This window comes from Rothia sp. (in: high G+C Gram-positive bacteria), from assembly GCF_030540545.1.
In the GTDB taxonomy this organism is placed as follows: domain Bacteria; phylum Actinomycetota; class Actinomycetes; order Actinomycetales; family Micrococcaceae; genus Rothia.
In genome coordinates this window covers 189213-211104 of sequence record NZ_JAUNVZ010000004.1, presented here as the reverse complement: position 1 = coordinate 211104, position 21892 = coordinate 189213, and the positions used below count along the sequence as shown (strand labels likewise).

Annotated in this window: 15 protein-coding genes and 1 tRNA gene; 8 read left to right on the top strand and 8 right to left on the bottom strand. The window is 58.0% G+C overall.

Going from position 1 to position 21892, the window contains the following annotated elements; all coding sequences use genetic code 11:
* Positions 1–1143, top strand: a complete 1143-nt coding sequence (locus tag Q4P78_RS05175) for a DNA polymerase III subunit delta' (RefSeq protein WP_303339284.1) — start codon at positions 1–3, stop codon at positions 1141–1143.
* 100 nt (positions 1144–1243) lie between these two features.
* Here Q4P78_RS05175 and Q4P78_RS05170 read toward each other — a convergent pair whose 3' ends face one another.
* The 3 genes from Q4P78_RS05170 to manA all read right to left on the bottom strand — a co-directional run bounded on the left by Q4P78_RS05170 (position 1244) and on the right by manA (position 4304).
* Entirely contained in the window at positions 1244–2605 is a 1362-nt protein-coding gene (locus Q4P78_RS05170) for a PFL family protein (RefSeq protein ID WP_303339283.1), read from the bottom strand.
* 44 nt (positions 2606–2649) lie between these two features.
* On the bottom strand, positions 2650–2919 hold the full coding sequence (locus tag Q4P78_RS05165) for an ACT domain-containing protein (protein ID WP_303339282.1): 270 nt from the start codon (positions 2917–2919) through the stop codon (positions 2650–2652).
* A 200-nt stretch (positions 2920–3119) separates the two neighbouring features.
* Positions 3120–4304: a mannose-6-phosphate isomerase, class I gene (gene manA, locus Q4P78_RS05160; RefSeq protein ID WP_303339281.1), complete on the bottom strand. Its 1185-nt coding sequence runs from the start codon at positions 4302–4304 to the stop codon at positions 3120–3122.
* Between the two features lie 149 nt (positions 4305–4453).
* On the opposite strand from manA, the gene Q4P78_RS05155 reads away from it, so the two are divergent.
* On the top strand, positions 4454–5857 hold the full coding sequence (locus tag Q4P78_RS05155) for a phosphomannomutase/phosphoglucomutase (RefSeq protein WP_303339280.1): 1404 nt from the start codon (positions 4454–4456) through the stop codon (positions 5855–5857).
* A 127-nt stretch (positions 5858–5984) separates the two neighbouring features.
* Here Q4P78_RS05155 and Q4P78_RS05150 read toward each other — a convergent pair whose 3' ends face one another.
* From Q4P78_RS05150 to Q4P78_RS05140, 3 genes are all read right to left on the bottom strand, one after another.
* Positions 5985–7160 (bottom strand): FAD-binding oxidoreductase, encoded by a 1176-nt coding sequence (locus tag Q4P78_RS05150; protein WP_303339279.1) that lies wholly within the window; start codon positions 7158–7160, stop codon positions 5985–5987.
* A gap of 395 nt (positions 7161–7555) precedes the next feature.
* On the bottom strand, positions 7556–8071 hold the full coding sequence (locus tag Q4P78_RS05145) for an Rrf2 family transcriptional regulator (protein ID WP_303339278.1): 516 nt from the start codon (positions 8069–8071) through the stop codon (positions 7556–7558).
* A 286-nt stretch (positions 8072–8357) separates the two neighbouring features.
* A complete protein-coding gene (locus tag Q4P78_RS05140) occupies positions 8358–10205 on the bottom strand; it encodes a phosphoenolpyruvate carboxykinase (GTP) (protein ID WP_303339277.1) in 1848 nt (615 codons plus the stop codon).
* Positions 10206–10847: 642 nt separating this feature from the next.
* On the opposite strand from Q4P78_RS05140, the gene Q4P78_RS05135 reads away from it, so the two are divergent.
* The 5 genes from Q4P78_RS05135 (at position 10848) to Q4P78_RS05115 (ending at position 14782) form a co-directional block, all read left to right on the top strand.
* A tRNA-Arg gene (locus Q4P78_RS05135) sits at positions 10848–10923 on the top strand.
* Between the two features lie 142 nt (positions 10924–11065).
* Positions 11066–12052, top strand: a complete 987-nt coding sequence (locus Q4P78_RS05130) for a hypothetical protein (protein WP_303339276.1) — start codon at positions 11066–11068, stop codon at positions 12050–12052.
* Positions 12053–13267 carry a cell wall biosynthesis glycosyltransferase gene (locus Q4P78_RS05125; RefSeq protein WP_303339275.1) on the top strand — a complete coding sequence of 405 codons (1215 nt, stop codon included), beginning with the start codon at positions 12053–12055 and terminating at the stop codon, positions 13265–13267.
* A gap of 205 nt (positions 13268–13472) precedes the next feature.
* Positions 13473–13793, top strand: coding sequence for a 2Fe-2S iron-sulfur cluster-binding protein (locus Q4P78_RS05120; RefSeq protein WP_303339274.1), 321 nt, complete (start codon positions 13473–13475; stop codon positions 13791–13793).
* Between the two features lie 2 nt (positions 13794–13795).
* Positions 13796–14782, top strand: a complete 987-nt coding sequence (locus tag Q4P78_RS05115) for a hypothetical protein (protein WP_303339273.1) — start codon at positions 13796–13798, stop codon at positions 14780–14782.
* Between the two features lie 125 nt (positions 14783–14907).
* Here the strand turns inward: Q4P78_RS05115 and Q4P78_RS05110 are convergent, their stop codons facing one another.
* Both Q4P78_RS05110 and Q4P78_RS05105 read right to left on the bottom strand, forming a co-directional pair.
* Positions 14908–15492, bottom strand: a complete 585-nt coding sequence (locus tag Q4P78_RS05110) for a malonic semialdehyde reductase (RefSeq protein WP_303339272.1) — start codon at positions 15490–15492, stop codon at positions 14908–14910.
* A gap of 132 nt (positions 15493–15624) precedes the next feature.
* Positions 15625–16212 carry a malonic semialdehyde reductase gene (locus Q4P78_RS05105; RefSeq protein ID WP_303339271.1) on the bottom strand — a complete coding sequence of 196 codons (588 nt, stop codon included), beginning with the start codon at positions 16210–16212 and terminating at the stop codon, positions 15625–15627.
* A 110-nt stretch (positions 16213–16322) separates the two neighbouring features.
* On the opposite strand from Q4P78_RS05105, the gene Q4P78_RS05100 reads away from it, so the two are divergent.
* Positions 16323–21707, top strand: a complete 5385-nt coding sequence (locus Q4P78_RS05100; protein ID WP_303339270.1) for a DEAD/DEAH box helicase — start codon at positions 16323–16325, stop codon at positions 21705–21707.
* The last annotated feature ends 185 nt before the right edge of the window (positions 21708–21892 follow it).

Below are 21892 nucleotides of genomic sequence, written 5' to 3'. Positions count from 1 at the left end.
TTGAGTCTTTGGGATTCTTTGCTGACCTCCCCCGAGGTGATTGAGCGTCTGCGCCGAGAGGCTGCCGCGCCCTCGCCGGCTCATGCCTGGCTTTTCTGCGGTAGTGCAGGCGCCGATCCGGCGCGCGCTGCCTTGGTATTTGCTGCCTCCCTGCTGTGCGAGCAGACTGACCCGAATTCTCGCGGCTGCGGTGTGTGCAAATCCTGTGTCACGGTTCTGAACGGTTCGCACGCCGATGTGACTGATTTCCGTACCGAGGCGCTGAGTATCTCCATTGAGCAGGCGCGTGATTTGGTGGTCAAAGCTCAGGACCGTCCTGCGGTAGGTCGTCATCGCATTATTATTTGCGAGGATGCTCAGCGTATGCCCGAGCGCACCTCCAATGTGCTGCTCAAGGCTATTGAGGAGCCCCCGGCGCATACCATTTGGATTTTGACCGCTCCGGCACCGACCGATGTGCTGATTACCATTCGTTCCCGTTGCCGTACCGTGCTGCTGCCGGTGCCCGGTGTTGAGCGTGTGGCTCAGGCTCTGATCTCTCAGGGCGCCGATGAGCAGACTGCCGCGGCTATTGCGCGCATGACCCTGGGGGATGTCTCCTTAGCTCAGCTGCTACTTTCTTCTCCCGAGGCGCGGGCACGTTTTGAGCGTCTACCGCGCACGGTGCTTTCTCTGCGTTCTGTGGCTCAGGCTATGGATGCTGCCTCGAAACTACTGGATGCTGCTTCCAGCACGGCTGAGCAGATGAGTGCCGCCCGTAATGAGCGCGAGCGCGCCGAGCTGCTGGCGGTTCTGGGTATTGCTGAGGGTGAGCGTGTTCCTGCTCATATGCGTGCGCAGATTAAGCGTCTTGAGGATGATCAGAAGCGCCGCGCTAAGCGTGTGCAGACGGATTCCCTATTGCTAGCGGTCTCTCAGATTCTTTCGGTGCTGCGTGATGTGCTGGCTCTGCAGCTGGGTACCGGCGCTCCCCTGGTGAATGCTCACGCTCTGGAGCAGCTGCAGGCTTGGGCTGATGCGAGTACCCCGGCGGCTAATCTTGAGCGTGTGCATACGGTTGAGACGGCTCTGAAGCGTTTGCGAACCAATGCGCAGCCGCGTCTGGTCTTGGAGGGTCTGCTGACTCGTTTTATTCAGCACTAAGTCTATAGAAAATCACTGAGATAATAGCTCGCGGGGCGTGTATTAAGAACAGTTGTTCTTAATACACGCCCCGCGAGCTTATACCCGCTCAACTAGCAGGCTAATTCCTAAACCCGTGCACCGGCGAGGGAATACGACCGCACCGGGCAATAAACGCTTCGGAGCTGGGGGTGTGTACGGGCATGACGGGCGCGCGACCGAGCAGGCCGCCAAACTCAACCATATCGCCCACGTCCAGACCCACGGCGGGAATCACGCGTACCGCGGTGGTCTTGTGGTTCATCACGCCAATGGCTGCCTCATCGGCAATCATGGCTGCCAGGGTTGGCGCGGAGGTATCGCCCGGTACCGCCACCATATCCAGACCCACCGAGCAGATCGCGGTCATTGCCTCGAGCTTATCGAGGGTAATATGGCCGGCTGCTGCGGATTCAATCATGCCAATATCCTCGGAGATCGGGATAAAGGAGCCGGAGAGACCGCCCACATTGGAGCATGCCATCAGGCCACCCTTTTTCACGGCGTCGTTCAGCAACGCCAGCGCCGCCACGGTGCCGTGAGTGCCCACGGTTTCCAGACCCATTTCTTCCAGAATATGTGCCACGGAATCACCAATTTCGGCGGTGGGTGCCAGGGAGAGGTCAATAATATTGAAGGGCACACCGAGGCGCTCTGCAGCGAGGGAGCCGACCAGCTGACCCACGCGGGTAATTTTAAACGCTGCCTTTTTAATGGCTTCGGCGCATTCATCGAAGGAAGCGCCGCGCACTGCCTGCAGGGCGCGATGCACCACGCCGGGGCCGGAGACGCCCACGGAAATGGTCACGTCGCCTTCTTGCACGCCGTGGAAGGCACCCGCCATAAAGGGGTTATCGCTGGCTGCATTGGCGAAAACCACCAGCTTGGCGCAGCCAAAGCCGTGAGTTTCAGCGGTGGCGTCGGCGGTGGCACGAATGACCTCGCCCATGGTTTTTACGGCGGACATATTAATACCGGCGCGGGAGGAGCCGATATTGACCGAGGAGCAGACCACATCGGTTTCAGCCAAGGCGCGCGGAATGCTGAGCATGAGCGCCTCATCGGCGGGGGTTATGCCCTTATCCACCAGGGCGGAGTAGCCGCCCACGAAGTTCACGCCTACTTCTTTAGCGGCGCGGTCCAGGGCGCGTGCGAAGTCTACCGGGTCGGCGCCTTCGCTGGCTGCCAGCACCAGGGAGATGGGGGTGACGGCAATACGCTTGTTAACGATCGGGATGCCCAGTTCCGCTTCAATATTTTCGCAGACGGGTACCAGCTGCGCGGCGGAGCGGGTGATTTTGTCATAAATATTCTGGCAGGCGATAGCCGGGTCGGGGTGGGCGCAGTCGAGCAGGGAGATGCCCATGGTGACGGTTCGGATATCGAGTTTTTCGTGCTCAATCATGTGAATGGTTTCGAGCACGTGATTATCGAGAGTGTGCATTCTTATTCCTTCAAGCTATAGGTACGCTAAGAGCTGCGGGCTCTTTAGATGGCGTGCATTGCCTTAAAAATGGCTTCGGACTGAATGCGGATTTCCACCTTCTGGCTGTGCTCGACCGGCACAAAGGCTTCTTGCAAATCGATCAGGTTCAGCTGGGTTTCATCAAAGCTGCAGTGCATAATCATGGTGAAATATTCACCCATGAGGGTCTGGGATACATCGCGAATATTGACTTTAAATTCGCTGAGCTTGGTGGCAACGGCGGCGATAATGCCTTCGTGGTCAATGCCGGTGACGGTCATAATAATATCCATGACGGGGCCTCATTCTCTGGGGTCTTAACGGTTCTTTCGTTTGCTCCTGCGGGTGGGTTTGGCGCGTATATCGTGCAGATACGCCAAGCACCCGTAGAGCAATACTATCTAGTATTACTATACGGGTGCTTGAATAATTTATCTAGTTATGTCCAGTATACGGCTTAGAGCACGGGTTGCCCATCTACCGGATACGCGCCTTAGACATAGGCTGCAATATAAAGCTGTGCGGGCTGATCACCAGCTCGCAGGGTCACCGTATCGGCTTCACCGGCGTGCAGCAGGGACTCGGTACCCGCCAGTTCATACTCAGCAGATGCGGTAGCGACCTGCGCCTGACCGCTTACCACCAGTAGGGCGCTCGTGCCAGCAAAGGTGTACTCCAGCTCCTGACCGGCATTCAGGGCAATACGGGTCACGCTCATGCGCTCATCCCACATAGCATATACACCCACCGGGCCTTCCTCGGGCGCCGGGCGAGCAATAATCGGGGCGCTCTGCTTCTCACCGAGCACCTTAATGAGCTCCTCGCTATCAATATGCTTAGAGGTCAAACCCGCGCGCATCACATTATCCGAGGGGTTCATCAGCTCAATGGCGCTACCGGAGACATAGGCGTGTACCTGACCATCCGGGGTAAAGGCGGAATCGCCGGGAGCCAAGTGCAGCAGGTTCATGACAAACGCCACGAGAAGGCCGCGGTCACCCGGGTACTTAGCATGGACATGCTGTACCAGGCGTGCGGCGTCGGCAACCAGCGCATCCTCGCTATCAACTAAAGATGCGGCAGCAGCAACCAGTGCCTCCACGGCGTCATCAGCCTGAGTCTGTTCCATACGAATAATCTCGGTCAGCAGCGCCTTGGGCTCAAGCCCCAGACGCTCAGAGAGCCAATGCGCTTCAAAGAAACGAGCCAGTACGCGCAGCTGCTCGGTTTCACGCACGCCGGTCAGCACCTGCATATCGGTCAGAGCAATCACGGTCTCGGGCTTGGAGTAGCGATCCTTGTAATTACGATTCGGCGCATCCAGGGCAATACCGCGTGCCTGCTCATCCTCAAAACCGGCAATAGCCTGCTCGGGGGTGGGGTGCACCTGAATGGACAGAGGAGCCTCAATCGCCAGGATCTTAAAGAGGAAAGGGAACCAATCGGCGGCGCGCTCAGCCGGCAAGAAACGATCGGGCTGGTCCGCCACCAGGGTGTTCAGCGCCTGAGCCTGCTGGTCCACGGTTGCTACCGAGGGGGCGGCGGGGTGGGCGCCCACCCACAGCTCTGCTTCGGGCTGTTCGGTGGGTACGGATACATTACGCATGCGTCCCAGGATGGTGTGAGAGCCCCAAGCATAGTTCTGAATGGGGTTCTTCAGGGGAAATATTTCGCCCATATTGCTCCTTGACGGTTCGGCCATAGATTGGCTTAGTCTCTAGTTTGTATTTGATAAGTGATAGAAAACCCAATAATTTCCAGTGAATTTACAGGCAATATGTACCCATTATAGGGGCGTGAGCTGGGTGTTTACCCTAAAATAGATGCGTGACTACTATTAATTTGAATGATTCTTTCAAGGCGTACGATGTACGCGGTATTGTCGGCGAAACCATTACCGCCGAAACTGTTCGCGCAACCGGCGCAGCATTTGTTGACGTACTGGGCCTGGCTGGCCAGAATGTTCTGGTCGGTGGAGATATGCGCCCCTCCTCCCCCGAGTTCATGGATGCCTTCGCAGAAGGTGCAACCGCTCGCGGCGCAAACGTCATTAAGATCGGTCTGATTTCCACCGACGTGCTCTACTTTGCATGCGGCGTGGAAAACGCAGCGGGTGTTACCTTCACCGCTAGCCACAACCCCGCCGAGTACAACGGCATGAAGATGGCTAAGGCAGGCGCTGTTCCCGTTTCTTCCGAGACCGGCCTGTTCGATATTCGCGACCTGGCTCAGAAGTACCTGGACGAGGGCGTCATCCCCGCCGTTGAGAACCCCGGCACCGTATCCGAGAAGGATATCCTCAAACCCTACGCAGAGTACCTGCGCTCCCTGGTGGATCTGTCTTCCATCCGCCCCCTGAAGGTTGTTGTTGATGCCGGTAACGGCATGGGCGGTATGACCACCCCCGCAGTTCTGGGCGACACCCTGCTGGCAGGCCTGCCCCTGGAAATCGTTCCCCTGTACTTCGAGCTGGACGGCACCTTCCCGAACCACCCCGCTAACCCCCTGGAGCCCGCTAACCTGGTGGATCTGCAGAAGGCAGTGGTGGAGCACGGTGCAGACATTGGTCTGGCATTCGACGGCGACGCTGACCGTTGCTTCGTGATCGACGAAAAGGGCGAGCCCGTTACCCCCTCGGCTATTACCGCACTGGTCGCTGAGCGCGAGATTGCACGCGCCAAGGCAGAGGGTAATGAAGAGCCCGTCATTATTTACAACCTGATCACCTCCAAGGCTGTTCCCGAACTGGTGGAGCGCTTGGGTGGCCGTTCGGTCAAGACCCGCGTGGGCCACTCCTTCATTAAGAAGGTTATGGCTGATGAAAAGGGCGTCTTCGGTGGCGAGCACTCCGCTCACTACTACTTCAAGGACTTCTTCAACGCTGACACCGGCATGCTGGCTGCAATGCATGTGCTGGCAGCTCTGGGTGGTTCCCAGGAGCAGCTCTCGGCTATTGGTGCTAAGTACTCCCCCTACGTTGCCTCCGGTGAGATTAACTCCGAGATTGAGGACAAGGCGGGCGCCGTGGATCGCGTGCGCGCTTTCTACGCGCAAGCTCCCGTGACTGTGGAGGATTCCGACGGTACCACCTTCACCAACGCTGAAGAGGGTTGGTGGGCAAACCTGCGTCCCTCCAACACCGAGCCCTTCCTGCGCCTGAACCTGGAAGCACCCGATCAGGCAACTATGGAACGCGTTCGCGATGAGATCCTGGGCCTGATTCGCCAGTAGTCCACTTCTCTCGCTCAAGCACAGCAAAGACCCCGCCGCGTACTACACGTGGCGGGGTCTTGTGCTTGTGGGAAGTAAACGAGACCGGGCTAATAGCTTTACTCAGCCCGGTATCGCTCTCCTACGCTTACTTAGCGTTATCGTGCAGCATCCACTGATCGGGGCCGAAGATCTCGTAGTTAATATTCTTGCCCTCAAGACCTGCGTCCACCAGTGCCGAGCGCACGCCCTGCATAAAGGGCAGCGGGCCGCACAGGTAAGCATTGGCATTGGCGGGGACATTGAGCTTGGCGACATCCACGAAGCCCTCGTAGGTGCCTTCGCCGTTTTCGATGAAGGTGACCAGTTTGCCGTTCTTCAGCTGGGCAACCAGTGCCTGAAGCTCTTCGCGCAGGGGTACGGTGTCCAGGCGGCGGTCGGCGTGAACCACCACGACCTCGCGCTCGGAGCCGGCGTCTACCAGTTCCTTGACGAAGCTAATCATGGGGGTTACGCCAATACCTGCGGAGAAGAGGTACAGGGGTGCATCGGGGGTACCGAAGCCCTCCAGGGTCAGATCACCGTAGGGGTTGGAGAGCTCAACAATATCGCCCACCTGCAGTTCGTGCAGAATGGGGGTCATTTCGCCCGCCGGGTCCAGCTTAATGCCGATGCGGCGCTGGTTTGCTTCGCTGGGCAGCAGGGTGAACTGGCGTGCCTGACGCAGGCCGTCGCGTGCCGGGACGGTAATGGAGACGTATTGGCCGCTCTTTGCTGCGGTCATGGGAGTTTCATCGGCGGGCTCGAAGGTGTAGACCACAACGTTTTCACCGGTCTCTTCGCGAGCAACGACCTTAAAGGGTGCGCGCATGACGTCATTTGCCTGGGATGCGTACAGGCCCTTTTCAATCTTAATCAGGGCATTACCCATCAGCCAGTACACTTCGGTCCATGCGTCTACGATTTCCTGGGTTGCCAGCTCGCCCAGGTTCGCTGCAATAGCTTCGAAGAGGTACTTGTAGACGGTGGGGTATTCTTCTTCCTTCAGGCCCAGGGAGGCGTGCTTGTGCGCCACGCGGGAGAGCACCTCATCAGGGTAGGAGTCGGGGTGCTCAACAATGTAGGAGGCGAAGACAGCAATGGAGCCTGCCAGTGCCTTGGGCTGGGTGCCTTCCAGCTGGGAGGAGCGGGAGAACATGCCGTCCATCAGATCGGGGCGAGCGGCGAACATGCGCTTGTAGAAGTCGGGGGTGATGTCGTTAATGCGCTCGGCGATAATCGGAAGGGTTGCCTCGATAATGGGGCGGGACTTTTCGGAGAGCATTCTGTCCTACTTTCTTCTGTGTCGGGGTCGTCCCCGAGGGGTGATGCGGGATTGGAGCAACTACAGATTGTCACTAAAATCCTTACTTCATACCTTACCCGTATTCTGAGACTGTGAATAGCATTTTCCGGTGATTTTCGGGTGAAAAGTGAAAATTTTTCCGACTTTTATTTAGGGTCTTTATGACCTAAAACCCCTAGTCAGAGCGTAAAAAGGAAACGGACTACGCCTCTTTACCCTGTGAAGAAGCTACGCTGCACCCGGAATGGAATCCGGGCATAGAAAAATCCCCGTCAGCTTCTTTTCTCTGCTAGCTACCCAATCAAAAGAAGATAGTCCAGTCGAAAGAAGATAACGGGGATTCCCCTGTCCAATAGTCGCCTCTGGCGCCGATTTTAGGAGCTCTGCCTCGCCGGTTCAGCGCTGGCGGTACTCACAAAGGCTTCATCGCCTACCGGGCTTAGAGGCCCCAAACCAATTTCCACCGGTACGGGACCTGCCGGACGAGCGGGGCTTAGGGGCAGATCACTAATAATGACCGTATCTAGGGAGGCGTAGAATGCCTCGCGAGCGCGACCGAGCACATTGCGCAGCTTACAACCGCCATCGAGCGGGCAGTAGCCGTTTTCGTCCTCGCACTCGATCAGGGGAATATCGCCCTCTGCCTTGCGCAGCACCTCACCCACGGTAGCGGTGCGTCCCTTGGAGGAGAGCATGACGCCGCCGGAGCGACCGCGGGTGGAGTCCAGCCAGCCCATATTGACCAAAAAAGCAACGGATTTAGCCACGTGGTTATAGGGGGTATCTACCCCTTCGGCGATTTTCTGGGTGGAGAGTTTCTCCCCTTCGTCCAGTGACGCCAGGAGCATCATGACGCGCAGCGACACATCGGAAAAAGCTGTCAGGCGCACGATATCATCTCCCTTAGTTTCTCGGGACCCGCAATCGAGGGGGTCTAGGTGTATTCTACGCTCGTTGTCTGTCTGTTTATTTCAAGCGTGCGGGTATTTTCCCTGTCTGAGTGTATTTTACGCATTGCGCCCGAGGATACATAGGTTTACCTGCATAAATGATGCATATTTACACCTAGAGGCTTAAATCCCGGCTCTCAGCTCAAAAACACGACCGCTATTACCCCGGGATAAGGGGCAATAGCGGTCGTGTAACTCATAGCCCGCTGGGGGCTAGAGCATTAAATTATGCGAGCTTTTCAGCCAGAGCGTCGCGCTCTGCACGAATCTCTGCCGGCAGCTTATCGCCGAAGCGAGCCAGCCACTCGTCAATGCTGGGCAGCTCTTCCTTCCATTCCTCGGTGGAAACCTTCAGTGCTGCATCCAGCTCCGCCTCGGTAATCTCCAGGCCGGTCAGGTCCAGATCCTCGGGGGTGGGAACGGTGCCCAGGAAGGTCTGCTGACCGCCGCCCTTGCCGTCCAGGCGGTCGAAGATCCACTTGACCACGCGGGAGTTCTCGCCGAAGCCGGGCCATGCGAAGCCGCCCTCGGGGGTGCGACGGAACCAGTTGACGTAGTAGACCTTGGGCATGTTCTCGGTGCCGTGCTTCTTACCCATATCGATCCAGTGCTGGAAGTAATCCGAGGCGTTGTAACCGATGAAGGGCAGCATAGCCATGGGGTCGCGGCGGATCACGCCAACGGCACCCTTAGCTGCAGCGGTGGTCTCGGAGGAGAGGGTAGCTGCACGGAAGACGCCCTGCTCCCAGGTGTCTGCCTCAGCAACCAGGGGCACGGTGGTCTTACGGCGACCGCCCAGAACGATGGCATCCAGCGGCACGCCCTCGGGGTTGTAGTACTCGGGTGCGAGCATATCAACCTGGGCTGCGGGGGTGCAGAAGCGGGAGTTGGGGTGCGCTGCGGGGCGACCGGACTCGGGGGTCCAGTCCTGGCCGGTCCAGTCGATCAGGTGTGCGGGAACCTCGTCGGTCTTACCCTCCCACCAGACGGAACCGTCATCGGTCAGAGCAACGTTGGTGAAGATGGTGTTGCCCTTGGAGATTGCCTTCATAGCGTTGGGGTTGGTGGAGTAACCGGTACCCGGTGCTACGCCGAACAGACCGTACTCGGGGTTAACCACGTGCGGCTTGTCGTTTTCGTCGAATTCAATCCATGCAATGTCGTCACCAATCATTTCAGCCTTCCAGCCGTCAATGGTCGGGTCCATCATTGCGAAGTTGGTCTTACCGCAGGCGGAGGGGAATGCTGCGGAGATGTAGCGGGTCTTGCCCTCGGGGTTGGTGACCTTCAGAACCAGCATGTGCTCTGCCATCCAGCCCTCATCGCGACCGATTGCCGAGGCAATGCGCAGTGCGTAGCACTTCTTGCCCAGCAGCGCGTTGCCGCCGTAGCCGGAGCCGTAGGACCAGATCTCGCGGGTCTCGGGGAACTGCACAATGTACTTTTCGGGGTTGCAGGGCCAGGGCACATCGTCCTGACCGGGCTCCAGAGGAGCACCCACGGAGTGCAGAGCCTTAACGAAGAAGCCGTTGGTCTCGTTGAGCTTCTCGAGTACCTCAGAGCCGATCTTCGCCATAATGCGCATGGAGCACACCACGTATGCGGAGTCGCTGATTTCCACAGCGATCTTGGGGGTGCGTGCCTTCAGGGAGCCCATGACGAAAGGAATAACGTACATGGTGCGGCCGCGCATGGAGCCGGAGAAGAGAGGACGCAGAGTGTCCTTCATTTCCTTCGGGTCGCGCCAGTTATTGGTCGGGCCTGCGCCCTCTTCGGTTTCGGAGCAGATGAAGGTGCGCTCTTCGACGCGAGCAACGTCGTCCGGATCCGAGAAAGCTGCGTAGGAGTTCGGGAACTCGGGGCTGCTCAGGCGGGTGAAGGTGCCTGCATCGACCAGTTCCTGTGCCAGGCGGTCATATTCTTCTTCGCTACCGTCAACCCAGTAGATGCGCTCGGGCTGGGTCAGCTCCGCTACTTCGCGCACCCATTCGAGCAGGCCTGCGTGGGTGGTCGGCGCGTTCTTGAGATCTTCTGCCAGCTGTGCGGACAGAGTACCATTCAAATTGTCAGTCATTGACGTATCCCCTTGTGAGTTATGTCAGTGGATCCGGCACGTCTTGGGCCGTGTGGTGATACATGAAGGAGGGAAAACGTTAAAGTGCGTACAGCTCGGGACCATCCGAAAAATGCACGCACTAGAAGTTTTCACTTCCTCGTGTAGTACAACCATAACCCATAGATGCGAGTATGACGGGCGAAAATGGGCGTTTTAAGATGTCAGATTCTGAAACATATATGCCGATTGCTGATTTTTCGCCCCTGGCACACTTTTTCTTACGAGGCAGACCATGTTCTAGCCGGCAAGCACGATCCTCATAGAGCCGAGCGAGAGATCTTTAGGGAAAATCCGGGGCATCTATGAGTAGTTATATCTAGTTTTGTGCGAGCCCATTACCCCTCTTTGTGCACTCTTGGCACCCTTAAATGGGGCCTTTGGGAGGGAAAACTAGCTTTTTTCAAAGTTTTTTGAAGTTTTTTGAAAATTCTCTGTTCCTTGATTTTCCAGGGCAAAACGGGGCATTTTGGCTGCCCGAAACCCCTAAAAATAGCTATTTGAGACTCAGGTCACGCATTTTCAGCTTGCAGACGGTTCAGAAGGTGCGTATAGTTATATGAGTCGCCGGGACGAAGCGAAAAACTTCGGAACGAACGATATGCGCCTGTAGCTCAACGGATAGAGCATCTGACTACGGATCAGAAGGTTGGGGGTTCGAATCCCTTCGGGCGCACCACTCAAGCGAGGTGAAACATAATGTTTCACCTCGCTTTTTTTAGTATTCTATGCCATGCTGGAAGGTGCATAAACTTTCGTGTGCTCCCGCCTATGACCGAGGCGGCGGCGAAAGTCCATCCGAATACACAAAGGAGTTCCGCGTGGCAACACTGGATATACCCCAGGCTCTGACAGGCCCACTGATTGATATAGCCGACCTGGGCGATCTGACTATCTTCAAACCCACCGAACGCTGCCAGCACTGGGGCGTATACACCGCTGCCCAGGATGAGCTCGCCTGCCCCTGCGCCGGGGTTGATGAGCGTCTGCGTAAGGTTTTCTATCTGGCGAGCGAAATTCTTCAGGCGAATTTCCCCCTGCTCATTGCCAATCAGGTACTTAGCTTTAGTCAGGAAGAAGTAGCCCAGGCCTATGAGCTGGCTCAGGCGCACGCTGCCGGCACTCTGCCTCGTGATGAAGAGCCGGGTCATGAAGGACCGGGTGAAGAAGAGCCGCGCGAAGAGAGCGCAGAAGAAGCCGAAACTACCCAAGAACAGGCACCCAAGCCCGCTATTCCCTCCCCTGCCGCCTTTGCTGCGCGCTTTGCTCCGGCTGCCTCCACGCAAAGTGAGAGCGGCGCAGAAGATACACATGAGCAACAACAGCCTGCAGCTGCAAACGCAACGCCCAAGCCCGCGCCCGGTATGTTCGCCAAGATTAAGAAGAGTGAACTGACCTGGCGTAAGCCCGTGTATCTGCAGGAGGCCGAAGAGCGCGAAGAGGCCGCCGAGAGCGAGCGCATTATTCAGGCTCAGGAGCCCGCCGTTGTTTCCCCGGCTCTACCCACTCCGCTGACCGCTTTGCCCGGTGTTGCTACCCGCACGCAGAGCGATTCGCTGATTATTGCTGAGCCCGAGACGGATGATGCTCCCGTGCGTTATATTGTGCGCCCGGAGCTGCGCCGTATTATGGCGGATATTGATATGAGCCATGAGAAGCTGGTGGAGGTCATTGAAGAGGGCGAGCGCGAGGAGCTGACTCCCTGGTTGAGCCTGTACCGTCACGATGACTACCTGGTGGAGGTTAATACGGTCTCCCACGAGGTGATTTTGATTGTGGATGAGTACGAAGATGAGGAGGAGCTCTAAATGATTTCTAAAAACCTGACTATTCCGGTTGAGCTCTACTCCCGTTTGCGCGAGCTGGTTCATTTGGCTCCCTACCGTTATGAGGAGAAGAACGGCTCGGATTGGAATCTGAGCGCCGAGAATGCGCCCGATGTGCGCGATGAGTCCGGTCGCCTGGCTCCGGATGCTTTTGAGCTTTATTTTGAGCTGCTGCCGCATCTGGCGAAGCTTTTTGTGCAGCAAAATCCCCAGCAGGTTGCTGCCTATAAGAATGCGCCCAAGCCGGCGGCGGTCAAGCCCAGTGCCCAGTTGATTCCTCTGGAGAAGGTTCCTGAGGAGCACGAGAAGCAGGCGCGTGAGATTGAAGAGAAGTTCTATGCGGGTGTGCCCGAGTCTGAGCGTGTGCACCATGTGCTGCCGGGCGTGATGGATCATATGCTGCGCCATGATCTTTCTTATTCCATGATTCTGGATATTTTGCACGCTGAGGATACCGTGATGAGCTCCGAGAGCGCTGCGGAGAACCGGTATGGTCGTGCGGTGACTCTGTACTCCAATGAGCGTATTGGTTATGTGCTGGTCATGAATGCCAATGCGCCGGATTTGCTGTCCATGCGTCCCTGGCGTGCTGATGCTCTGATTCCCTATCATCTGACCGATGAGGCTCTGGCAGATATGGATCGTCTGGGTCTGACTATTGATATGGTGCGCCGTATTCCTCAGGAGGCGCAGGAGCGTTACCCCGTGCCGGGCACTGCCTATACCCTGTACTATTTCCAGGGTTATTCGGTGAAGTATCATCCGGCGGATTCGCGTATTGTCAGTATTTCTGAGGGTCTGCCGGGTGTGCGTAATCCCCTGGCTCAGCCGAAGATGCGCGGTGTGAAGCGTCAGCCGGCGCGTAAGATTCCCAGCGATGTGTCCTCTCTGAAGACTCTGTTGGAGGATCACGGTTTTACGGTGACTGTGGGTGGCAAGCATTACGATGTGCGCCATCCGGTGCTTGATCCTGCCCTGGGTAAGAAGGTAACCACCTCTATTACTCCCTCGGATTCTCAGCGCTGGCATTTGAATACGGCGCGTCAGATTCGTCAGAGTTTCGGTTTGGATTTGCGCTATGCTGACCCGGCGGATTCGCGTGCGGGTATTGTGCGTGATTCCAAGAGCGGTAAGGTGCTGAGCGAATTTTCTCGTGCCGATGCTGAGAAAAATCAATCGACTCAGGCTGATTCCTAGTCTTTCCTCGGCGGTTTCGTCTTTTCTTCAGGCGGGTACATGTAGTTGTGCCCGCCTGTTGGTTTTAGGCGAAGGCGTGAACGGTGAGCTAAATTATGTTCTCTTGGGCTGTAAATATAGTGAACCTCATCTGGATTTGCAGCCCTCGACCTTTACAATAGATAGAGCATCAGGCACGAGATTTATGCACGCAGGAAGGGGCGCAATGAGCATCACTATTAATGTGACGGACGAAGCGGGCGATAACCGCGATATTAGCTGGGAGGATTACCAGACTCTACTGGAGGCAGTTCAGGCTGCCGGCTTCCCCGTTCTTGCAACCTGCGGTGGTAATGCTTCGTGCGCAACCTGCCATGCTTTTATCGATCCGGCACACTATGAGGCTTCAGGTGAGCGCACCGAGGCAGAGTCTGACCTGCTGGATATGGTCGACGATGTGGCGAATGATCATTCTCGTTTGTGCTGCCAGGTAGAGTTCGCACCCGGCATGGACGGCGCCGAGATTCAACTTCAGGCGGCAATGTAATTATGGGTTCTTTGAGTCGTCGTGTTTCTGCGGGTGTAGTTGCAGCGGCTCTGATGCTAGCGGGTTGTTCCTCTGCATCTCAGACCAATAGTTCCGACCAGGCAGGTGCCGGTTCTGCCTCCACGGTAGCTCCCGGCACTGTTTCCTACGCTTCGGGTTCTGCCCACCCCTATAGCTCCTCTTCGGTGGCTCCGGGCGATATTACGGTGGATCCGAACTCTCCCGAGGGTCAGCGTATAGCGCGTGAACGCCGCGAGCGTCAGCAGCGTGCATCCGGGGCCAATGACTCCCAGGATTCTACTGAGACCGAGCAGGTGAGCCACTATGAGAAGGTGCTGCCCGATGGTAGCACCGTACGTACTCGCGGTAATGCTCGCCAGGGCGAAAGCGGTGTGACCGAGGCAGGCTCGGATTCCTCCAGCAGCAAGGAAACCCGCGCTGAAGAGCACCACTCGAGCGAGTCCTCTTCTGAGAGTTCCTCTAAGGATTCTTCCTCGAGCAATAACGGCAGCGGTTCGGATTCTTCCACGGATTCTACCGGTCAGAGCAATGACACTGTCACCCCGGCAACCGTGGTGCAAAAGTGCCTTGCCAATGACGTGGATATTACCGTCTCGAGCCTGCAGGATCTGCCCGAGGGTAATACCATGATTGTGCTGGATATCGTTAATACTTCGGCAGATCCCTGCCGTCTCTCGGGTCCGGCGAAGGTTACCTTCTACGATTTTATGTCCGCTAAGGGCGATCCTACCGGCTGGTCCACTCCGCACGCTCAGTGGAAGAACCCGGGCGGTGTGCTGCTGACTTCGGGCGCGCACACCAGCGTGAAGGTTCTGCAGATCGGCCAGGATTTGGCGACGTGCCCGGCGCACGATATTAGCCACCTGCTGGTGGAGCTCGCAGAGGGTAATCTTTATGCGGTGGAGTACGGTACGGTTGCCTGCCGCGGTGCGCAACCGGTGCTCTACGCGGGTGATTACGGAGCCTAGGCTCTACAGCTCCTGTCCCAGACATAACTAAAGCCCCGGATAGCATTGCTATCCGGGGCTTTAGTCTATGCGTTTATCTCTGTGGTGAGATGTAGCGAGGTAGATGAGTCGCTTTTATTCATCGCTTAGATAGAGCGGGTGACATCCTCAAAGCCAAAGCGGGGTGCACGGTCGTAGACGGGTGCTTCACCGTGGCCAATATTGACCACCATAAAGGACTGCTGCTCGGAGCCGGCGAAGAATTCCTGCTCAATACCGGCGAAATCTGCACCGGTCATGGGGCCGGCGTCCAGGCCCAGGGCGCGGATTGCGGTCATAAAGTAGCCTGCCTGCAGACCGGAGTTGAGGGTGCCTGCGGGAATACGTGCCTCTTCGGCTTCGAACATTGCTGCTGCCTCTGCCATGGGGGGCATGAAGGTCGGGAAGAGCTTGTGCCACTGCTTATCGAAGGAGAGGATTGCGGTCAGGGGTGCCGCTGCGGTCTTCTCGCGGTTGCCTTCCATCATGTGGGAGACCAGGCGCTGGCGTGCCTCTTCGCTCTCAACCCAGGTAATGCGCAGGGGCTGGCTATTGAAGGCGGTGGGGCCCATGTAGGTTAGTTCCTGGATGCGGCGCTTCTGCTCTTCGGTGACCGGTTCTGCGGTGAAGGCGCTGACGGTGCGGGGTTCGTGAAAGAGGCTGGTGATCTGTTCTTCGCTCAGGCGAGTCATTGTATTGTCCTTGTATTTGCAATCTTTTACTTTACTCGTAAAACATTACCCTCTTGGCTTTCCAGAGTCAAGACGCACAACCCGTAATACGAAACACAGCCCCTCACATTTACCCGAACTTCAGAGCACGCTTTAGAGCACCCGCGACCCTTCCTCAAAAGCAAAACGGAAACCACGCTCGCGCGCAGCGGGCAAACCGTGACCCACATTCACCACCAAGAAGGGCTCCTGATCCAGCCCCTCCAAAAACTCAGCCTCAATACCATCCCAAGCCGAGCCGGTCATCGGACCGGCATCCAGACCCACGGCGCGCACCGCAGCAATAAAGAAACCCGCCATCACCGTGGCATTAAGGCGACCGTAGCCCATACGCACACTCTCAGGCTCAAAAATTTTTTCCATATGGGCAGCATGGGGTGCAAAACGCTCAAAATGCTTCTGCCAATTGCGGTCAAAACTCAAAATTGCAATCACCGGAGCCGTTGCCGAATTTTCTCGATTACCCTCATTCAAATAGGGCATCAGGCGCTGACGTGATTCATCAGAGACCAGCCAGCTAATGCGCAGGGGCTGATTATTAAAACCGGTGGGAGCCAAAAAGGTTAGCTCGTGAATTTTCTCAATCTCCTCGGCACTGACAGGAGTCGATTCAAAGGCATAGGCGGTTCGAGCCTTATAGAAAAGAGTGTCGAGAGCTTCCTGAGATAAACGAACGGTCATTCTAAAATCCTTTCTACTGTCCGCACACGACATACCCTCTAAGCATACGCCCGCACCGAACATTTTCGCCCCGGCAACACAGAGAAAAATCAAGAGGCGATAATAGAACTATGAGCAATCCCCTCGCCCCCTTCTCACCAGAAACCGCCGCCTGGTTTAGCGCCGCCTTCGGCTCACCCACCGCCGCACAGGCAGGCGCCTGGGAATCTATTAGCCGCGGGGATAACACCCTCATTATTGCACCCACCGGTAGCGGTAAAACCCTTGCATCCTTCCTCTGGGCGCTGGATAGTCTGCATAAAGAACCCAGCAAGGGCGAGCGCACCCGCGTGCTCTATATTTCTCCCCTGAAGGCTCTGGGCGCCGATGTGGAGCGCAATCTGCGCGCACCCCTGGCGGGTATTGCCCGCTACCGCACCGAGCGCGGCCTGGAGCCCCTGGACATTAGCGTGGGTGTGCGCAGTGGCGACACTCCCGCCCGCGAGCGCCGCAGCCTGATTGCGCATCCGCCGGATATTCTGATTACCACCCCCGAATCCCTATATCTTATGCTCACCAGTAGTGCGCGCAACGCCCTGGCGCATGTGGATACCGTGATTATTGATGAGGTACACGCCCTTGCCGGAGATAAGCGCGGGGCGCATTTGGCGCTCTCCCTAGAGAGGCTAGATCAGCTACTTGAGCGTCCGGCGCAGCGTATTGGTCTATCGGCAACCGTGAACCCGGTCAGCGAAGTGGCGCGTTTTCTGGGAGGCGCTCAGCCGGTCACTATTGTGCAACCGGTTTCTGAGAAGAGCTGGCAGCTGCTGCTGAGCGTACCCGTGCCTGATTTGAGTGCTATTGGCGGCGCCAATGACTACGGTCAGGGGGAGCATTCGCCCTCTGCCGCCAGCACTCCGAGTACGAAGGCGCCCGGTCTTCAGGCTCATGGCGCTCGCGGACAGCGTCCGCAGACTAAACGCCCGGCTTCTGCGCGTCCGAATGTACCCGCCCCCGTTTCTGCAGGCTCTGCCGCCAGCCCCTACGGCTCTATATCTTTGGAGCAGGCACTGGGTATTTTCCCGGGTGAAGAGCAGAACAATATTGAGAACAACACCCGAGAGCTCGAAGGGCTCACGAGCGCCATTGGCCCCGAGGCTTCCAACTCCCAGCTAACCCCTCGCGAAGAGACTGCACAGATTGATACAGTGCAGATTGATACCAGCGGTTATAGAGCCTCCATTTGGCCGCATGTGCAGGAGAGCATCCTACACCGTATTCAGAATAATCGTTCTACGATTGTCTTTGTGAACTCCCGCGGCCTGGCGGAAAAACTCACCGCTGCCCTAAATGAAATGCACGAGCGCAATGAACTGCTTGCCATGCAGGCGCGCGGTGAAAAACTACCCGCCATTGGGCAAGAGAGCCCCATCCCTCCCCTGGCGCGTGCCCACCACGGCTCCGTGGCAAAGGATCAACGCACCCTGATTGAAGAAGCCCTAAAATCCGGTCAGCTGCGCTGCGTGGTGGCGACCAGCTCCCTGGAACTGGGTATTGATATGGGCAGCGTGGACGAGGTTATTCAGGTGGCGACCCCGCCCTCGGTGGCAAGCGCCCTACAGCGCGTGGGACGAGCCGGTCATAATGTGGGCGATATTTCCCGGGGTACTTTCTACCCCAAGCATCGCGGCGATAATCTCACCAGTGCCGTGGTGCTCACCGGCATGCGCGCGGGCATTTTGGAGCCCCTGCGCGTGCCTTCTAATCCTCTGGATGTGCTCGCCCAGCAGACGGTTGCCGCCGCAGCTCTTGCACCCATTGATGTGGATGCCTGGTATGCCACCGTCACCCGCGCTGCTCCCTTCTCTTCCCTGCCGCGCGCCCTTTTTGATGCCGTATTAGAAATGCTTGCCGGCCGCTACCCCAGCGATGAATTTGCCGAGCTACGCCCTCGCCTGATTTGGCATCGCCCCAATGACGAAGAAGAAGGCTCCGGGGCTTTAGAGGCGCGCCCGGGTGCTCAGCGTCTGGCGGTCACCAATGGCGGAACCATTGCCGACCGCGGTCTTTTTCCCGTATTTCTTGCCGGCCCCACCGACGCTAAGACACCCAAGCGCGTGGGTGAACTGGATGAGGAGATGGTCTATGAGTCGCGCACCGGGGATGTGATTGCTCTGGGCGCGAGCGCCTGGCGTATTGAAGAGATTACCCACGATAGTGTGCGTGTCAGCCCCGCCCCGGGTGAGATAGGGCGCCTGCCTTTTTGGCACGGTGAGCGCACCGGGCGCCCCGTGGAGCTCGGTCACCGCATTGGTGAGTTTGTGCAGCGCATTGTGCATGCCCTGGGCGATGAGAGCCAGCTGCAGGCTCTGCGCGCTGAGCTGAGTGCCCTGAGCCTGGATGAGTGGGCGATTGATAATCTTTTTGACTATATTGCCGAGCAGCGCGCCACCACCCAGATTGTGCCTACCGATAAGCGCCTGGTGATTGAGCGTTTTAGGGATGAGCTGGGAGATTGGCGTATTATTCTGCACTCTCCCCTGGGCTACCCGGTGCACGCACCCTGGGCGCTGGCTCTCTCGGCGCGCGTACAGGGGCGTTTTGGTCTGGATGCTTCGGTGCTTGCCAGCGATGACGGTATTGTGATGCGTCTGCCCGCCACCGCCGAAGACCTGCCGGATGAAGATATCTGGCTTTTTGACCCTGCGGATCTGGAATCTACGGTGCGTGAGCATGTGGGCGATTCGGCACTTTTTGCCGCGCGTTTCCGCGAGAGTGCAGCGCGCGCCCTGCTGCTGCCTCGCCGCGATCCCGGTAAGCGCACTCCCCTATGGCAACAGCGTCAGCGAGCGGCTCAGCTGCTGGATGTTGCGCGTAAATTCCCGGATTTTCCGATTCTTTTGGAGGCGGCGCGCGAGTGCCTGCAGGATGTCTACGACCTGCCTCAACTGCTGGCTCTGCATAAGGATATTGCAGCCGGTTCTGTGAGCGTGCACCGTATTGTGACCGATTCTCCCTCACCTTTTGCGCGCACTCTGCTCTTTGAGTATGTTGCCGAGAATCTCTATAACACCGATGCTCCGGCGGCCGAGCGTCGCGCGGCGGCTCTTGCCCTGGACCCCACGCTATTGGCTGAGCTGCTGGGTTCTACCGAGCTGCGTGAGCTGCTGGAGCCTGATGTGCTGGTGGCTATGGAGCAGCAGCTGCAGCGTTTGGGCTCTTCGGCGGCGCGCCTGAAAACCGATTCTTCGGGTCGCTGGATTGTAGAGCCCGTGGTGGAGCTTCTGCGCACCTTAGGTCCGCTCTCTGCCGATGAACTGCTGGATCGTGTGCGTTTAGCGCCCTCTACCCCTTTTAAAGAGAGCGGTGCGGACGCTCTGGAGCCCGTACCGCCTGCTGTGCTGCAGCGCATTCTTCAAGAGTTGCAAGAGAGCCGCCGTATCTTTAGCCTGAGCTCTTTTGCGCAGGTTGTCGAGGGTACGAATAATCAAGAACGACCGCTCTACTACGCCACGGTGGAAGACGCCGCGCGCCTGCGTGACGGCCTGGGTATTGCATTGCCCACCTCCCTGCCCGAGGTTTATATTCAGCAGGTTCCCGCGCCCCTAGAGGACCTTGTCTCCCGCTATGCGCGCACCCACCTACCCTTTAGTTCCGCGCAGCTGGCAGAGCATCTAAGTCGACTCATGCCCATTACCCCGGCAGCTCTGGAACCGATTCTGCGAGAACTGGCTCAGCAGGGTCGTGTGCAATTCGGCGAATTTATGCCCGAGCAGCTGCGTGCAGGTACCGGGGTCGAGTGGGTGGATGTTCAGGTGCTGCGTAGCGCTCGCTTGCGTTCCTTGGCGGCTCTGCGCCGTGAGATTGCGCCGGTACCCGCGAGGGTTTACGGTGCCTTTCTACCCGCCTGGCAGCAGGTGATAACCCGCAGGGTGACTCTGAGCCAGGCGCACGCCCACACCCGCACCTATGGCGCCTATAGGGCTCCTGAACGTGTAGCGCAGCTTTCTGAGCCCGTGGGTGAGCCTCTGCGCGGCATGGATGGGCTGCTCACGGTGGTGGACCAGCTGGCGGGTACCCCCATTCCGGCATCCGCCCTGGAGCAGCTGGTACTGGCGGCTCGTCTTGAGGATTATTCGCCTCAGCTGCTGGATTCGGCTCTGGCTGCCGGTACGGTGCTGCTGACCGGTGCCGGGACCTTAGGTGGCGGCGGGGACGGCTGGGTGTGCCTGCACCTGAGCGAAAGCGCCCAGCTGACGGTACCCGATGCCGCCACGCGCGCTCAGGCGGTGGATGAGCTCAATTATGTGGCTCGTGCCCTGTATCGTGTGCTCTCAACCGGTGGCGCCTTCTTCCCCATGCTGGCTCAGCGTGTATATGAGGATTTACGGGCTGATTCTGCCCCCGGTGAGGTGGTAGAGGCTCCGAGCTCTTCTGAGCTGGCTGAGGCGCTCTGGGAGCTTTTCTGGGCGGGGGCAATTACCAATGACACCTTTGCTCCTTTGCGCGCTCGTCTGCAGGGCGCTCGCACGGCTCATGCGGTGCCCAAGGCGGCGGCGAGCTCTTCGCGCCTGAGCTTTGGGGGTATGGGATCAAGCGGTATGAGTTCTTCGGTGGGTTCGCGTTCCATGCGCGGTGCCTCCCGCCTGCGTTCGGCGCGTTTTGCCTCGGGTGCTGGTGGTTTTTCCTCGCGTTCTTCCCGTCTATCCGGTACTACTCAGGCTCCGGCGGCAGATGTTTCCGGTCGCTGGTCGGTGCTGGATGAGCACTATAGCGCTGAGCCCCTAGAGCCCACGGTGGCGGCATGGGCTCGTGCTGAGCTGTTGCTGGATCGCTACGGTGTGCTCACGCGCGGTTCTGCCGCTCTGGAGCAGGTTCCGGGTGGTTTTGCGGCGCTCTATAGGGTTTATGCCGCTGCGGAAGAGCGTGCCCTGGTGCGTCGAGGCTATTTCATTTCCGGGCTGGGTGGCGCTCAATTCGCTTCCCCCTCTACGGTGGATGCTCTGCGCTTAGTGGGGGATTCCCTACCCGAAGATCCCGCCTCCGAGCGCCAGGTTGAGATGACTGTGAGCGAGAGCGTTTTTGGTTCTTTCCAGGCGGTACTGCTGGCGGCGTGCGATCCGGCTCAGCCCTACGGTGCGGCGCTGGATTGGCCGGCGGTTCTGCCCTTTAGCGCAGGGTCTTTTAAGCATCGTCCGGGTCGTAAGGCCGGCGCCTGCGTGGTGCTGCTAGATGGCGAGCCAACCCTCTATATTGAGCGTGGTTCTAAGACTCTGCTGGCATTTACCCATGACCCGCTACTACTGGAAGCTTCGGCCCCTCTGGTGGCTCAGCTGGTGCGTGCCGGGGCGATGGATACGGTCACGGTGGAGAAGGTCAATGACCTCTCTATCCTCGATAGCCCGGAACCTGTAGAGCCGAATCGGGAGCATCCTGTGATTGCTCTGCGCCGCGCTCTGCAAGCTCAGGGGTTCTATGCTATGCCTAAGGGCCTGCGTCTGCGTAAAGAGTTCTAGCCCGGGAGTTCTAACCCCGCTGCACGAGCAGCGTTAAAGGCAAAAGCCCCGTGCTTCTCATGGCTGAGAAGTACGGGGCTTTTAGCGCAGAATTTTCATGTACATTACCGGAGCCACATCCGGTCTTGGCACGGCTTTGCTTACCGTCTCACCCTTAGAGGGCGGGCGGTGGGCGCACCGTGCGG